10 protein-coding genes are annotated in these 16,316 nt (G+C 47.3%); 4 read left to right on the forward strand and 6 right to left on the reverse strand.

Annotated elements, in window-relative coordinates; all coding sequences use genetic code 11:
• Positions 1–198: 198 nt before the first annotated feature.
• Together putA and I2494_RS03140 are read left to right on the forward strand one after the other, a co-directional pair.
• Positions 199–4,173: a trifunctional transcriptional regulator/proline dehydrogenase/L-glutamate gamma-semialdehyde dehydrogenase gene (gene putA / locus I2494_RS03135; RefSeq protein ID WP_218465462.1), complete on the forward strand. Its 3,975-nt coding sequence runs from the start codon at positions 199–201 to the stop codon at positions 4,171–4,173.
• Positions 4,174–4,369: 196 nt separating this feature from the next.
• On the forward strand, positions 4,370–5,125 hold the full coding sequence (locus tag I2494_RS03140) for an IclR family transcriptional regulator (protein WP_218465461.1): 756 nt from the start codon (positions 4,370–4,372) through the stop codon (positions 5,123–5,125).
• A gap of 91 nt (positions 5,126–5,216) precedes the next feature.
• On the opposite strand, the gene I2494_RS03145 is transcribed toward I2494_RS03140, so the two are convergent.
• The 3 genes from I2494_RS03145 to I2494_RS03155 all read right to left on the reverse strand — a co-directional run bounded on the left by I2494_RS03145 (position 5,217) and on the right by I2494_RS03155 (position 9,272).
• Complete coding sequence (locus I2494_RS03145) at positions 5,217–6,137, reverse strand: dihydrodipicolinate synthase family protein (protein ID WP_218465460.1); 921 nt, start codon at positions 6,135–6,137, stop codon at positions 5,217–5,219.
• 105 nt (positions 6,138–6,242) lie between these two features.
• The gene (gene ilvD, locus I2494_RS03150) at positions 6,243–7,958 is read right to left on the reverse strand and encodes a dihydroxy-acid dehydratase (protein ID WP_218465459.1); all 1,716 of its coding nucleotides are present in this window, start codon (positions 7,956–7,958) and stop codon (positions 6,243–6,245) included.
• 42 nt (positions 7,959–8,000) lie between these two features.
• A complete protein-coding gene (locus I2494_RS03155; protein WP_218465458.1) occupies positions 8,001–9,272 on the reverse strand; it encodes an MFS transporter in 1,272 nt (423 codons plus the stop codon).
• Between the two features lie 312 nt (positions 9,273–9,584).
• Between I2494_RS03155 and I2494_RS03160 the strand changes: the two genes are divergently transcribed.
• Positions 9,585–10,685, forward strand: coding sequence for a glycerol dehydrogenase (locus I2494_RS03160; RefSeq protein ID WP_218465457.1), 1,101 nt, complete (start codon positions 9,585–9,587; stop codon positions 10,683–10,685).
• 336 nt (positions 10,686–11,021) lie between these two features.
• Here I2494_RS03160 and I2494_RS03165 read toward each other — a convergent pair whose 3' ends face one another.
• Positions 11,022–11,762 carry a hypothetical protein gene (locus tag I2494_RS03165; RefSeq protein ID WP_218465456.1) on the reverse strand — a complete coding sequence of 247 codons (741 nt, stop codon included), beginning with the start codon at positions 11,760–11,762 and terminating at the stop codon, positions 11,022–11,024.
• 277 nt (positions 11,763–12,039) lie between these two features.
• Here I2494_RS03165 and I2494_RS03170 point away from each other — a divergent pair, with 277 nt between their 5' ends.
• A complete protein-coding gene (locus I2494_RS03170; protein WP_218465455.1) occupies positions 12,040–13,638 on the forward strand; it encodes an ABC-F family ATPase in 1,599 nt (532 codons plus the stop codon).
• Positions 13,639–13,776: 138 nt separating this feature from the next.
• Here I2494_RS03170 and rhlE read toward each other — a convergent pair whose 3' ends face one another.
• Together rhlE and I2494_RS03180 are read right to left on the reverse strand one after the other, a co-directional pair.
• Positions 13,777–15,177, reverse strand: coding sequence for an ATP-dependent RNA helicase RhlE (gene rhlE / locus I2494_RS03175; protein ID WP_218465454.1), 1,401 nt, complete (start codon positions 15,175–15,177; stop codon positions 13,777–13,779).
• A 278-nt stretch (positions 15,178–15,455) separates the two neighbouring features.
• Positions 15,456–16,157: a Bax inhibitor-1/YccA family protein gene (locus I2494_RS03180; RefSeq protein WP_218465453.1), complete on the reverse strand. Its 702-nt coding sequence runs from the start codon at positions 16,155–16,157 to the stop codon at positions 15,456–15,458.
• Positions 16,158–16,316: the final 159 nt, after the last annotated feature.

Raw genomic sequence — 16,316 nt, forward strand, 5'->3', positions numbered from 1 at the left:
TAGGTGCAACCATATTAAAACAAAGTTGCAACATTGAGGTTTTACTGCCTATTCTCAGTGAGCGATAATTTTCAATTCAGCCTAACCATTTATCTATTTTTCGATGTTTTACGCTTCTTTCGAACTGAATTCTGCAGCGATCCGAGAGAAGCTTAATGATAACTACCTGATTTTGACAACAGGCGTAGAGGAAACAAAATGGGAATGACCACCATGGGCGTTAAGCTGGATGAAGCGACACGCGACCGAATAAAAAAAGCGGCCCAAACCCTGGACCGTACTCCTCATTGGTTGATTAAACAGGCTATTTTCAATTATTTAGAACAGCTGGAACAGGGTAATATCCCTTTCGAACTGTCGGCCAATGACCAGGACAACCGGCAAGATGACGATACTCTGCCAGAGCCAGAACCCGAGCAGGCTTGCCAGCCTTTTCTGGAATTTGCTGAAAACGTACAACCTCAGTCCGTTAACCGTGCCGCCATTACTGCCGCCTACCGTACGCCGGAAACCGAAATTATTCCGCGACTGCTGGAACAAGCCCGCCTGAACGCAGAGCAAAGCAATGCAGCACACCAGCTCGCCTACAAACTAGCCGAAAAACTACGCGGGCAAAAAACTGCCATTGGTCGTGCCGGTATGGTTCAGGGATTACTACAAGAGTTTTCTCTCTCCTCTTCTGAAGGCGTGGCGTTAATGTGTCTGGCTGAAGCGTTACTGCGTATTCCGGATAAGGCCACTCGTGATGCGCTTATTCGTGACAAAATCAGTAACGGTAACTGGCACTCCCATTTGGGACAAAGCCCTTCTCTGTTTGTTAATGCCGCAACCTGGGGATTATTGTTAACCGGCAAGCTGGTTTCCACTCACAATGAGTCTCAGCTTTCCTCATCCCTTAATCGAATTATCAGCAAGAGTGGTGAGCCGCTTATCCGCAAAGGGGTGGATATGGCGATGCGTCTGATGGGGGAACAGTTTGTTACCGGTGAGACCATTTCTGAAGCCTTAGCCAATGCCCACAAGCAGGAAGATAAAGGTTTTCGTTATTCCTATGACATGCTGGGTGAGGCTGCACTCACCGAAGCTGATGCTCAACGCTATCTCTTTTCTTACCAACAGGCGATTCACGCCATCGGTAAAGCAGCCAATGGCCGTGGTGTTTACGAAGGGCCGGGGATCTCTATTAAACTGTCGGCACTTCACCCTCGCTACAGCCGGGCTCAATATGAACGAGTGATGATCGAACTCTACCCTCGCCTGCTGGAACTGACCCTGCTGGCACGCCAATATGATATTGGTCTGAATATTGATGCCGAAGAAGCTGACCGGTTGGAGATCTCGTTAGACTTACTGGAAAAACTCTGCTTTGAACCGCGTCTGGCTAACTGGAATGGTATCGGTTTTGTGGTTCAGGCCTATCAGAAACGTTGCCCATATGTGATTGACTATTTGATCGATCTGGCGCATCGCAGCCAGCATCGCCTGATGATTCGTTTAGTCAAAGGCGCATACTGGGACAGCGAAATCAAGCGCGCACAAACCGACGGGCTTGAGGGCTATCCGGTGTATACCCGCAAAGTGTATACCGATATCGCTTATCTGGCTTGCGCCCGTAAACTACTGGCGGTACCGGAGGCAATTTATCCGCAGTTTGCTACTCATAATGCCCATACCTTAGCGGCAGTTTATCATTTGGCTGGTCATAACTACTATCCTGGCCAGTACGAGTTCCAGTGCCTGCACGGTATGGGAGAACCGCTCTACTATCACGTTGTGGGTAAACACAGTGATGGGAAGTTACAACGCCCTTGTCGTATTTATGCGCCGGTGGGTACTCATGAAACCCTGCTGGCCTATCTGGTGCGTCGCCTGCTGGAGAACGGGGCGAACACCTCCTTTGTTAACCGTATTGCTGACCACAGTATCACTCTCGATGAACTGGTGGCCGATCCGGTTAAAGTGATTGAAGCGCAGTCAGTGGCGGAAGGTGAATTGGGTAAACCTCACGCTAAAATTCCATTACCGCGCAATTTGTATGGCAACGTACGCCTGAATTCTAACGGGTTAGATCTCTCTAATGAGCAGCGTCTGGCTTCACTGTCCTCCGCCCTGTTAGCTGGCGCGTCTCATACCTGGTGTGCTGAACCGATGATTGACGGTGAAACCAACAGTGACCTAACAGCAGAGAAAGTGTTCAATCCGGCAGACCATCGCGACTGTGTTGGACGGGTCAAAGAGGCAACTGAACAGGATGTCGAGCAGGCACTCAACAGCGCGGTGAACTTTGCGCCTATCTGGTCAGCCACCCCATCAGAGCAGCGGGCAGAACTGCTAAACCGTACCGCATCCCTGATGGAAAACCAGCTGCAACCACTGATTGGCCTGTTAGTCAGAGAGGCTGGAAAAACCTTTAATAATGCGATTTCTGAGGTGCGTGAGGCTATCGACTTCCTGCGCTATTACGCTGAGTTGGTACAGCATGACTTTAGCAATGAAACCCATCGTCCTTTAGGCCCGGTGGTATGTATTAGCCCGTGGAACTTCCCGCTGGCCATTTTTACTGGTCAGGTTGCTGCTGCACTGGCGGCAGGTAACACCGTATTAGCTAAACCGGCGGAGCAAACGCCATTAATTGCGGCTCAGGCGATTCGTTTAATGCATCAGGCAGGAATTCCAACCGGAGCGGTTCAACTCCTGCCCGGTAAAGGTGAAACCATTGGCGCCAAACTGGTGAATGATAAACGTATTCGCGGCGTCATGTTTACCGGTTCAACCGAAGTAGCAATGATATTACAACGTAACATATCCGGAAGGCTTGATACGTTAGGCCACACCATTCCACTGATTGCCGAAACCGGTGGCTTAAACACCATGATCGTAGACTCCTCAGCCCTGACTGAACAGGTAGTTAACGATGTGGTTGCTTCCGCCTTCGATAGTGCCGGACAACGCTGTTCTGCTTTGCGCATTCTCTGCTTGCAGGAAGAGATCGCTGATAAAACCATCACCATGCTGAAAGGGGCAATGAGTGAATGCAAAATGGGTAATCCTGATTGTTTATCAACGGATATCGGCCCGGTAATTGATGTTCAGGCAAAAACAAATATTGAACAGCATATCCAAACCATGCATTCCAAAGGACGTAAAGTTTATCAGTCTTCATTTGACTGTCATTCAGATAGCGCCCTGCTGACAAAAGGCACCTTCGTACAACCAACTTTGATTGAGCTGGAAAGCCTCGACGAGCTAACCAAAGAGGTGTTCGGGCCGGTTTTACATGTGGTGCGTTATCAACGTGAAAATGTCTCTCAGTTAATCGAGCAAATTAATGCGGCAGGTTACGGATTAACCATGGGTATTCACACCCGTATCGACGAGACCATCGCCAAAATTACTGAGCGGGCAGCCGTGGGTAATCTGTATGTAAATCGAAATATTGTTGGTGCCGTGGTTGGCGTTCAACCGTTTGGTGGTGAAGGTTTATCCGGAACCGGGCCTAAAGCCGGTGGCCCGCTGTATCTATATCGCCTGCTTTCCCATCGCCCGGATGATGCCATTGCTAAAGCGCTGTCACGTAGCGATCGGGAACGTCTGGTGGATACTCGCACCAAAGAGCTACTATTACAGCCATTAAATGCATTTAAAGAATGGGCACTGAAAAAAGAGAATCGTCCGCTGGCAGCGTTATGTGACAGCTACGCTAATTATTCTCAGGCGGGAACCATTCGTCTGCTTACCGGCCCGACCGGTGAACGCAACAGCTATGCGTTAATGCCACGCCATCGTATTTTGTGCTTACATCATGAAGAACAGGACGCGTTGATTCAACTGGCCGCTGTTTTAGCCAGTGGCTCCAAAGTGTTGTGGGTAGATCATAACTTCACCCGTTCGCTGCATAAAAACCTGCCGGAGCCGGTTCAGTCACAAATCGGCTTTGTTGCCGACTGGCATAATACCGAAGTGGCGTTTGACGGCGTGTTGTACCACGGCGACAGCGACAAACTGCAACTGATTAGTGAACAGATCGCCCAGCGCGACGGGCCAATATTATCGGTACAGGGGTTTGCCCATGGGGATACCAACATTCTGTTAGAGCGTTTGATACTGGAGCGTGCATTAAGCATTAATACCGCCGCTGCCGGTGGTAACGCCAGTTTAATGACCATTGGTTGATCTGCTATTACAGGGCTTGGTAAACACTAAGCCCTGTATATTATCGATAACTCGCCTTAGTAAATCCCCGGGAAACAGCGCCCATATCCCATTGATTCCCATGTCCGTTTTATTTAATTCCATATACTGGTTATACTATAGCCTACCCTGAATTCTGTTCAGCTCCTTTAACAATGCCTATTGTATAAGTACCGCGATGAAAACAATCACTACACAAATTCCTGCGCTGGATAAAGTTGTTCGTATTTGTGACTTTTTATCTGATAAAAATGGTGCCACCTTTAGCCAGATTTATCAGGGCGTTGGCATTGCAAAAAGCAGCACGTCTTCGTTGCTCAACGGCATGGTGGCTCACGGTTTGCTGCGCCAGGAGAATGATAAATACTATCTTGGCCTGCGGTTGTATGAACTCGGTAATAAAGCCGTTGAGCAGTACGACATCAAAAAAATCGCCCTGCCGGTACTGACAGCATTACGCGATAAAACTAATCTAACCTGCCATTTAGGGGTATTACAGGGTTCGTCACCTATCTATCTGACTAAACTGGAAAGCCCACAGGCGATTATTATCCGCAGTTGGGAAGGCAAGCGCTTGTCGTTATACAGTTCCGGTTTAGGTAAAGCGCTGATGGCGCATTTAAGTGATGAAGAAGTAGATGCGCTGTTGCCGGAAGATAAAGTCCTGACTCGTATTACTGATACTACCATTACCGATATCAATGTACTGAAAGCCGAGCTGGCTGAGATCCGTGTGCGCGGCTGGGCCTATGATAATGAAGAGGATAGTCAGGGCGTTCGCTGCATTGCCGTTCCGGTGCTTAACCCGCAGGGCAAGGCGATTGCTGCTATTAGTACCTCCGGAGTAGCTTTCCAAATCCCGGACGATAAACGAGAATATCTGGCCTCTCTGGTGATGGAAGCAGGACAGCAGTTGGCTCAACAACTAAAGTAGCCTGAATCTCGCCCCAAAAAAACATCAGACCTTCGCCAATAGACGAAAGTCTGATTGCTTTCTCAATAACTATTTTTACTGTACAGACAAATTAGCGATCCTGATAAGGTATGCCAGCAAAGGTCAATACCTTCATCAATTGCTGTTTTTTCTCTTCCGATAGTTTCTGTACCGGAGCCAAAACTTCGGTAGAAATATTCAATCCGCACAGTTTAATCGCTTGTTTAATCACACCAAAGAATGGTGTCTCTAAACTATACACCGTTGATAAACGCGATAACTGACGCTGTAGTTCAAACATGGTTTCATAATCTTTCGCTTTAAACGCCCGGTAAATTCCACAGGTAATCTGAGATGCAAAGTTAGAGGTTGCCGGAATAGCACCATTACCGCCCATAATCAGGGTATCCATCATATATTCGTCATAACCGGAGAACACCACAAAGTCCGAGCTTATTGGCCGCACCTGATTAATAATTTCACGTACGTGACTGATATTATCTACGGTATCTTTAATGCCGATAATATTGCTGACTTCTTTTGCCAGGCGCGCAATCAGATTTACACTGATATCCTGACCGGTTAATGCCGGGAAGTTATACAAAATAACCGGAGAACGAATGCTCTCCGCTACAGTGCGGAAGTGGTTATACATATACTCTTCATTAAGCAATGCATAGTAAGGATTCAGTACCAGTACGGCATCTACTCCCAACTTATCCGCATGCAGGCCAAACTCAATCACTTCCTGAGTGCTTGGGCTGCTAATGCCTAATAATACAGGAACTCGACCGGCAATATGTTTTACCGCAAACTCAGCCACTTCAAAACGCTGTGCTTTAGGCATATGGCAAAACTCACCGCCGCTGCCAAGGATTAACATACCATTCACGCCATCATTGACTAATTTATCAATCAGCGCCCCCATTCCTACGGTGTCCAGTTGTCCGTCCGCATGAAAAATCGTCGGTACCGGAGGAAAAACGCCTCTAAACTTATTCAGGTCAGCCATTGTATTATCCTGTCTTATTACTAATGAATTACATCTCTGTTACTTTGCCTCCGTCACGTTTAACCGCGACGGAGGCCTTACTTGTCCTGTTATGATGACAGAGTCTTAACTGGTATAGGCACCAGCCATTAACGAAGCCGCTCGCTCAGTAAACTGTTTGTACACGCCTTTACGATGAGAATAATCCGGGCGTACCCACTTAGCCTGACGTTCAGCCATAACGACCTCAATCTGCTCCGGCGTTTTATGCTCACCATTAATACCAACGATATTCAACTTACGGGCTGGTACATCCATTTCGATTAAATCACCGTCTTCCACCAGTGCAATTGGCCCACCATCAGCCGCTTCCGGTGAAACATGCCCTACACACGGGCCGCTGGTCGCACCGGAGAAACGACCATCGGTAATCAATGCAACTCGACCATCCAGACGGTTGTCATACACAATGGCATCAGTAGTCATCAACATTTCCGGTGCGCCGGAACCTTTAGGGCCTTCGTAGCGAATAAACAGCACATCCCCCGGATTCACCCGGTTATGAATAATCGCCTGCTGCGCATCTTCCTCTGAATTGAACACTTTGGCCGGGCCTACGTGCTGATGCATATCGGCACGGCAGGCAGCATATTTGATAACCGCCCCATCCGGTGCAATATTGCCTTTTAGAATAGCGATGGAGCCTTTCTTGGTGGCTGACTCCGGCTTTCTGATGACCTCTTCCGGCTTCACTTTATGATTAGCCAGATAGCCCTGATTACGTTCAAAGAAACCGGATTGCTGTAACATGTCCAGGTTATCCCCCAATGAACGCCCCGTTACGGTCATCACGTCCAGATCCAGTTTGTCGCGCAGTAACCATTGAATCATCGGTACACCACCGGCAAACCAGAACAGTTCTGTCACGTACTCACCGCTTGGTTGAATATTGGTGAGATAAGGGATGTCATGGTTGATACGGTCAAAGATCTCCGGCTTCAACTCCCAACCCAATTCATGGGCAATGGCCGGTAAATGGATCAGCGCATTGGTGCTACCGCCAATGGCTGCGTGTACTTTAATGGCATTCTCAAACGCCGCCGGCGTTAATATTTTGGCTGAGGTGATGTTCTTCTCTGCCAGATACATGGCCTGATGCCCCGCTGCACGGGCTACCCGACGGATCTCTGACATGGTAGAAGGCATAATAGCGCTACCCGGCAACGCCATACCTAAGGCTTCTGACATACACTGCATGGTGCTGGCGGTTCCCATAAACTGACAGGCGCCGGCAGTAGGACAACCGCACTGCTGATGCGCTTCTACCTGCTTCACGCTAATCTCACCTTTCTTCAGTTTGGCCGTCAGCCCGCCTAAATCGGAAGTGCTCATATTCGGAGCCGGACGCATAGAACCGCCAGGAATATGAATCAATGGCATATCCAGACGAGCAGCAGCAATCAAATGGGCCGGAACCGATTTATCACAGCTGGAAATCAGTACCGCGCCATCATAAGGCACTACCGATGCATGAATCTCTACCATATTGGCTATCGCTTCCCGCGAAGCCAGAATGTAGTTCATACCATCATGCCCCTGCCCCCAGCCATCACAAATGTCGGTGACATGATGGCGTACTGCTCGGCCACCACTTTCATGAACCCCTAACATGGTTTCATAGCCCAGTTCATTGAGGTGGAAGCTTCCCGGATGGCTTTCGCCATAACAGTCATCAATCAGTACCTGGGGTTTCTGAGTATCTTCTTTGCTGTAGTTCATTCCCATACGCAGTGCATCTAACTGCGACCATAAATCACGAGCGCCCTGACATTTCTGTTTCATTTTGTGGTTCCTTTAATGATTAATTCTTCACGACATTGCTGATTATTTTTTCGGTGGCCGGGCGGTAATAGCCGGCAGTGTAAATAACAGAAAAACAGCTATCATTAAGGCGGCGACCAGTACAAACATGCCCGCCGTCTGACTAACTGTCATGGTTAACAGTCCCACCAGATATGGACCAATAAATCCACCCAGGTTACCTAATGCGTTAATGGTTCCACGTACACCACCTAACACATTGGATGGGAATAGCAACGGTGGTAGCGTCCAGAATGGACCTGCATAAGCCTGTAAGAAGAAGCCACACAGCACCATGACACCATAAGAAAGCCAGATGCTCTCTTTCAGTAACAGAGAAAGGGTTAAACAGATAGCAAAACCAACCAGAGGGATCGCGGTATACAGACGACGATTCATCGTCTTGTCACACCACTTAGCGATATAGTATTGACCGAAGATACACAGTACATAAGGCGCAGCGGTCAGCATACCCACCATGGTCATACCACTACCGGTCAGGTTTTTAATCAGGTTAGGCATCCACAGCGCAAAACCATAGAACCCGACCTGAACAAAGAAGTAGATACCAATCAATTTCCACAGGTTTGGACTACGAATAATGGTGCTAATGCTGGCTTTATCATCAACAGAAGCCCCCATACGATCCTCTGCCAGTTTTTTCTCAATCCACTCACGTTCCCGTGGATCCAGCCATTTAGCCTGATGAGGATGGTCAGATACTAACGGCATCCAGACAAACAGCAGTGCCAGTGACAGTACCCCTTCAATGATGAACATTTCTCGCCAGCCGTGCAGCTCAATCAACCAGCCGGATAGCGGGCCTGTGATAATTGAGGCAACCGCCAGATTCATCTGGAAAAAGGCAATGGCTCTGGCCCGCTCTTCATTGGGAAACCAGTGACCGATTAACGCCAGAATAGCTGGATATACCCCACCTTCAGCTACCCCAAGAATAAAACGAATAATCAGTAACTGAGTTGGGTTTTGCACAAAGCCGGTTAGCAGGGCAAATCCTCCCCAGGCGACAATTGTCCAGGCAATAAATTTCTTAGCGCTGTAGCGTTCTGCAATATGACCGCCGGGTATTTGCAGGAAGATATAACCGATAAAGAAAATCCCAGCCACCAGTCCGGCGAATGACGCCGTCATGCCTAAGTCTTTATCCATACCTCCGGCAATACCAATTGCGATATTGGTTCGGTCCATATAAGCCACGATATAGACCAAAATGGTTGCCGGGATGATATGCATCCAGCGCCCTTTAGGAATAGGTTTACTTGAATCTGTGCTCATTACTATGTTCCTTGGTTCAACCGCTAAATGATAAAAAACGCGAGTACGTTAGTTGTTTGTTATTCATTGTTACGCAATTTGTTCTACATACAGAACAATTATTCAATATGCAGAACAATATTCCTCGCGCTACATAAAAGAGTCAATGGGGTAAATTGCCAAAGTTGAATATCTGTGAACTGACGCAACTTTCGCCATTTTGAAGTTGACGACTAATCATTTCAGGAAGAACATACCCACAAGCAGAACAATAGTTCTACATAAAGAACAATAAGCACTGGTAACCATTTTTATCACTATTAAGGAGCTAAAATGATTACTACTGCTATTTTCCCTGGTCGTTACGTACAAGGTTCAGGGGCGGTTGAAAAGTGTTTAGGTGATGAACTATCGCGTCTGGGTCAGAAAGCCTTGATTCTGCAAGATCCTGTCGTTCATCAAAAGCTGGGTAATGACATCGCTAAAGCGCTGGAGGGCAAAATTGCCTGTCAGGTTGAAGTGTTTAACAGCGAATGCTCTGATGAAGAGATCGATCGTATTTCTGCACTGGCACAAAACTACGGTGCTGAAGTAATCGTTGGTATTGGCGGGGGTAAAACATTAGATACCGCCAAAGCAACCGGCGCATTCCTTAAGTTACCTATTGCTATTGTACCCACTCTGGCCTCTACCGATGCGCCATGCAGTTCTTTAGTGGTGATTTACACTCAGGAAGGGAAATTCAAACGCTATATGATGATCCCTCGCAACCCTGATGTGGTGCTGGTTGATTCAAAAATTATTGCTCAGGCTCCGGTACGTTTTCTGGTTTCCGGCATTGGTGATGCATTAGCAACCTGGTTTGAAGCAGAAGATTGCCGCATAAAAATGGCTGGCAATATGACCGGGCGCCCTGGCCCAATGTCAGCTTATGGTTTAGCCCGTTTATGTTATGACACCTTGCTACAATATGGTGTGCTGGCTAAATCTGCTTGTGAACAACAGCAGGTCACCCCGGCTCTGGAACATGTTATTGAAGCCAACACTCTGCTCTCCGGATTAGGTTTTGAAAGTGGCGGTTTAGCAGCAGCTCACGCTATCCATAATGGCTTAACGGTACTGCCACAAACCCACAGCTACTGGCACGGAGAAAAAGTCGCCTTTGGCACACTGGCAATGCTTATGCTCACCGACCGGGAACCCGAAGTGATCGATACGGTATATAAATTCTGTCGTGATGTCGGTCTGCCAACCACACTGGAAGATATAGGCCTAAAACAGGTCAGTGATGATGACCTGATGAAAGTCGCCGAAGCCTCGTGCAGTCAGGGAGAAACTATCCACAACGAACCCCACGAAATCAGCGCAGAAAATGTACTGGCGGCATTGAGGGCGGCTGATGCTGAGGGGCAAAGACGTAAACTGTTCGCCTGAGATAATAAAAAACCAAAAGAGACTGCTGATAAAGTCTGGTAGTTCAGTTTATTAAGATAGCCAATCGACGGGAGGGGCGGGTGTTGGGGGTCGTAGCAGCTTTAGCTGCCGGACAAACAGGCAAAGCCTGTTTGAACAGCACTTGCGCTGGCCCGAAGGGTGAAACACCGCAAGGTGTTTCATAACCGCCCCTAACCCGGCCAGGCCCGTCGCGCTGCGTAGCTAAGTACAGATTGTTTACCGACCGTTATCGGTGTAGATATAAGCATTGTGTTTTTACGGTCGGAATATACGCAAGTGCTGATTTATCAGCAACCTAAAATAAAAAATCCAACATCATCCCAGCGCCTTCAACTCCTGATTCACCTTCGTCAGCCATTCTTTATGCATTTTACGATAGTGTGGTTTAGCGCGTCGTGCCATCACAGCAATGGTTTCCAACTGATGCTTAGCCTCTGACTTATCACCCTTTTCGAGCAGTAACTGATAATAACGAAAACGTGCTTCCGGTCCGGTGTAGTATTCGACCAATACTCTGAATTCATCTTCTGCCTTAGCCAGATCGCCAGTTTGCTGTAGCGATCTGGCATACAGTAAATGACCATCCTGAGAACGATAATCAGGATTGGCATTAATCAGTCGTTCCAGTGTTTTCTGGCAGGAGACCGGATCGTGGCTATCAAACTCTGCCTGAGCCAGCTTAACTAAAATATCGGGATCCTGAACGAAGATGCCGGTTAAGGCTTTTTGATAATTTGTCACCGCTTCCTGCGGTCTGCCAATACGTAACAGCTCATCCGCTAAACGTACATAATTCTGACTGGTTTCTGTAATCACCAGCTCATCACGTAACATACGTACATGACGCTCCGGATCCATTTTGTCCTGAGCTTTACCAAGCAAGCGTTTTCCATCCCGGCTGCCCAACAAGTCCGGTAATAAAATTGCCAGTGCATATACCGCACAACCAATACCCGGTAAACCAATGATAAGATATAACCAATAACGTTCCTGCCCGGTTTTCACCACATGAACGCCACACATGATTTGAATAATAACAACCAGAATGACCGGCATTTCAGCACTCCCTGCCAAAAATAGAATAACAACTATAATGGGTGCATCATATTGCCGAGACCGCCGTCTGACAATGGTTTCAGTAGATAAATACAATAAAATAATAAAATATGAAATTAATTGATGCGGCTTTTTCTGTTTATAGTATTAAATGATTCCTTGTTAAGAATCGCCTAAAAATATGCAGAAAAAATAGTCTGCTCACAGGGATGCCTAAACCACTGCGTTCTGTGGCATAATGTGCCTAATATCACACTTTCAACTATGAGTATTCGTTTTGTTAATCAGCAATAATATTACTATGCAGTTTGGCTCCAAGCCGCTGTTTGAAAACATTTCGGTCAAATTTGGCGGCGGTAATCGCTACGGCTTAATTGGTGCTAACGGTAGTGGTAAATCCACCTTTATGAAAATTCTGGGTGGAGATCTGGCTCCTTCTGGCGGCAACGTATTCCTCGACCCAAATGAACGTCTGGGGAAACTGAAACAGGATCAGTTTGCCTATGAAGAGTACAGCGTTCTGGATACCGTGATTATGGGCCACGCTGAACTTTGGGAAGTCAAAGAAGAACGCGATCGTATCTATAATCTGCCGGAAATGAGTGAAGAAGATGGGCTAAAAGTTGCCGATCTGGAAGTTCTGTACGGTGAGATGGATGGATATACCGCGGAGTCTCGTGCCGGTGAACTGCTGTTAGGCGTTGGTATCCCGGTAGAGCAGCACTACGGCCCGATGAGCGAAGTAGCTCCCGGCTGGAAACTTCGGGTATTGCTGGCTCAGGCGCTATTTGCCGATCCAGATATTCTGCTGCTCGACGAACCAACCAACAACCTGGACATCGATACCATCCGTTGGTTAGAGCAAACGCTGAACGATCGTAACAGTACTATGATCATCATTTCCCATGACCGTCACTTTCTGAATATGGTCTGTACCCACATGGCCGATTTAGACTACGGTGAACTTCGTGTCTATCCGGGTAACTATGATGAGTATATGACTGCCTCAACTCAGGCCCGCGAGCGCCTGCTGGCTGATAACGCCAAGAAAAAAGCTCAGATTAACGAACTGCAATCTTTCGTTAGTCGCTTTAGTGCAAACGCCTCTAAATCCCGTCAGGCAACATCCCGGGCGCGTCAGATTGATAAAATTCAGTTGGAGGAAGTTAAGGCTTCCAGCCGTCAGAATCCATTTATCCGCTTTGAACAGGACAAGAAACTGTTCCGTAATGCGCTGGAAGTGGAAAACTTGTCGAAAGGCTATGATGGTAACGCTCCACTGTTTAAAAACATCAATTTGATGCTGGAAGTGGGTGAAAAAGTTGCCGTGTTAGGTACCAACGGCGTGGGTAAAACTACCCTGCTGAAAACCTTAATCGGTGAATTAACGCCAGACTCAGGTCGTCTGAAATGGTCTGAAAACGCCAGCATTGGTTACTATGCTCAGGATCATGCGTCAGATTTTGAAATCGATATGACCGTGTTTGACTGGATGAGCCTGTGGATGCAGCCGAACGACGATGAACAATCGGTACGCAGCGTGTTAGGTCGTCTGTTGTTCTCTCAGGACGATATCAAGAAATCAATCAAAGTTCTGTCCGGTGGTGAAAAAGGCCGCATGCTGTTTGGCAAGCTAATGATGACTCGCCCTAACATTTTGATTATGGACGAACCAACCAACCACCTGGATATGGAATCTATTGAATCACTGAATATGGCGCTGGAGCTGTATCAGGGAACACTGATTTTCGTCTCCCATGACCGTGAGTTTGTTAGTTCACTGGCAACACGTATCATCGAAATCACCCCTGAGAAAGTCACCGACTTCCGCGGTAATTATGATGATTACTTGCGTAGTCAGGGTATCAATAACTGATTAGTCAGTACAAAATAACAAAGGCCACCTTATAAAGGTGGCCTTTTAGTTTGATGATAATTTTTGATTTGCTCGCTATCTAAAAGGCCATCTATAAATAGATGGCTTTTATTACATCAAACGCATTCACAACGGTATTTAACTACCCGCTGATTCCGAACGACGCGCGCCAGCGAATGAAGCGCGTCTTTGCTGAGCGGGTTTATCCGAACGAGGTTTCTGGCTACGCGGCTTATTGTCACCCCGTCCCTCAGACTTATTGCCCCACGGACTATTATCACTACGGCCCGCATTTTGACCAGCGGCCGGACGAGTGCGCCCTGAATTTGGACGTCCTCCCTGCCCTTGGCCCGGGCCTCTGCCCTGACGACCATTGATAATCGGTTCAGCTTTAATCGTTGGATCCGGCTCATATCCCGGTAAAGCGATACGCGCAATTTCAAACTTCAGCAAGCGTTCAATATCACGCAGCAGTTTATGTTCATCAACACACACCAGAGAGACTGCTTCTCCGGTACATTCTGCTCGGCCGGTACGACCAATGCGGTGAACATAATCTTCCGGTACGTTTGGCAGTTCATAGTTAACGACATGAGGAAGGTGGTCGATATCCAGACCGCGGGCAGCAATATCGGTAGCGACCAGCACGCGGATTTTACCGTTCTTAAACTCATCCAACGCACGGGTACGGGCACCCTGGCTCTTATTACCATGAATTGCTGAAGCAGTAATGCCATCTTTATTCAGCTGTTCTGCCAGATGGTTAGCACCGTGTTTAGTGCGGGTAAATACCAGCACCTGTTGCCACTGGCCTTCACCAATCATTTGTGACAGCAATTCCCGCTTACGTTTTTTATCAACGAAGTGGACTTTCTGATCTACCAGCTCTGATGGTGTATTACGTTTTGCCACTTCCACAGAAGCAGGATTGTGCAGTAATTTTGATGCTAACCCTTTAATCTCATCAGAGAACGTCGCGGAAAACAGCAAGTTTTGGCGCTTGGCTGGCAGCTTAGCTAAAACACGACGAATATCGTGAATAAAGCCCATATCCAGCATACGGTCGGCTTCGTCCAGTACCAGAATTTCGACTTTAGATAAATCGACCGCATTCTGGTGTTCTAAATCCAGTAAACGCCCCGGCGTTGCCACCAGTACATCTACACCACCGCGCAGTTTCATCATCTGTGGGTTAATACTGACACCACCGAAAACCACCAGCGAACGAATGTTTAAATGGCGGCTATAGTCACGCACATTTTCTCCAACCTGAGCAGCAAGCTCACGGGTTGGCGTAAGAATCAACGCCCTAACCGGACGACGACCGCGAGCGGCTTCACCGTTTGCCGTCAGGCGCTGTAATAATGGAAGCGTAAAACCTGCGGTTTTACCGGTACCCGTTTGCGCACAGGCCATTAAGTCACGACCCGATAAAACAACAGGAATTGCCTGCTGCTGAATAGGTGTAGGATCGCGATAACCCTGTTCTTCAACCGCGCGCAAAATATCGGCACTTAAGCCGAGGGAATTAAAAGACATATAAGGAAAAACTCCAGACTCGCCCGGCAAACATTCCCTGAAGGGATTGTCGTTTGCTACGGTCCTGACGAGATTATTATTACGAGGTATGACGTTGAGGCATTACCGCGAGGAATATGGCGTAGACCGAAGTACGCCGGATGTGAGCAGTATAGCAGAACTTATGTCAGTTAGTGTAACTATTCAGGAACATCATGATTAATCGGCAATGAGCGGGCTTTTGAAAACAATAAGGGCGCGAAATCGCGCCCTTATTAAATATAAACTCGCTGATGATATTAGCGACGATCGCCCAAAATACGCAGCAGCATTAAGAACAGGTTGATGAAGTCTAAATAGAGCGTCAAAGCACCCATAATAGAAGACTTACGGTAACCTTCTCTGTCATCAATAGAAACCTGCTCACCAATCGCTTTCAGTTTTTGTGTGTCATAAGCAGTTAAACCAACGAACACAATCACACCGATATAGGTGATTGCCCAGGTCAGAGCCGGGCTCTTAAGGAAAATATTTACCAGCGAAGCCAGAAGAATACCAATCAGACCCATGATCATCATGCTGCCTAATTTGCTTAAGTCACGCTTAGTGGTATATCCGTACAGGCTCATGGCACCAAAAGTACCGGCAGTAACAAAGAAAGTACTGGCAATTGAGCTGCTGGTATAAGCAATAAAGATGCTGGATAACGTTAACCCGGTCAGAACCGAATAGAGCATAAACAGCGTTGTGGCTAAAGCGCCACTAATACGATTAAGCATACCGGACAGGAAAAACACCACGCCCAGTTGCACAATAATCAAACCAAAAAAGGTGATGTTACTGGAGAAAATGAATGACTGAAGCGCAGTTCCGGTAACGAACCAGGCAGTAAATGCAGTCAATAACAGACCGCAGGTCATCCATCCGTAGACCTGAGCCATAAACGCCTGAATACCGGTATTGGCGTGTTCTACGATAGTACCGTTGTGACGTGGATCCATTAATTTTGTCCTTCTTATCTCTAAGTCAAAAATACAGGGGTGAAAACAACTAAATATACCCAAGGTTATCACATATTATGACACCTGATGGCAAAAATAATTTCGTAATGTCTGGTAAAGATAGATGAAAATACCTCCTTTCACCAGATATCTGAGCAT

The sequence above is a fragment of the Limnobaculum allomyrinae genome (genome assembly GCF_016649425.1).
GTDB lineage: Bacteria > Pseudomonadota > Gammaproteobacteria > Enterobacterales > Enterobacteriaceae > Limnobaculum > Limnobaculum allomyrinae.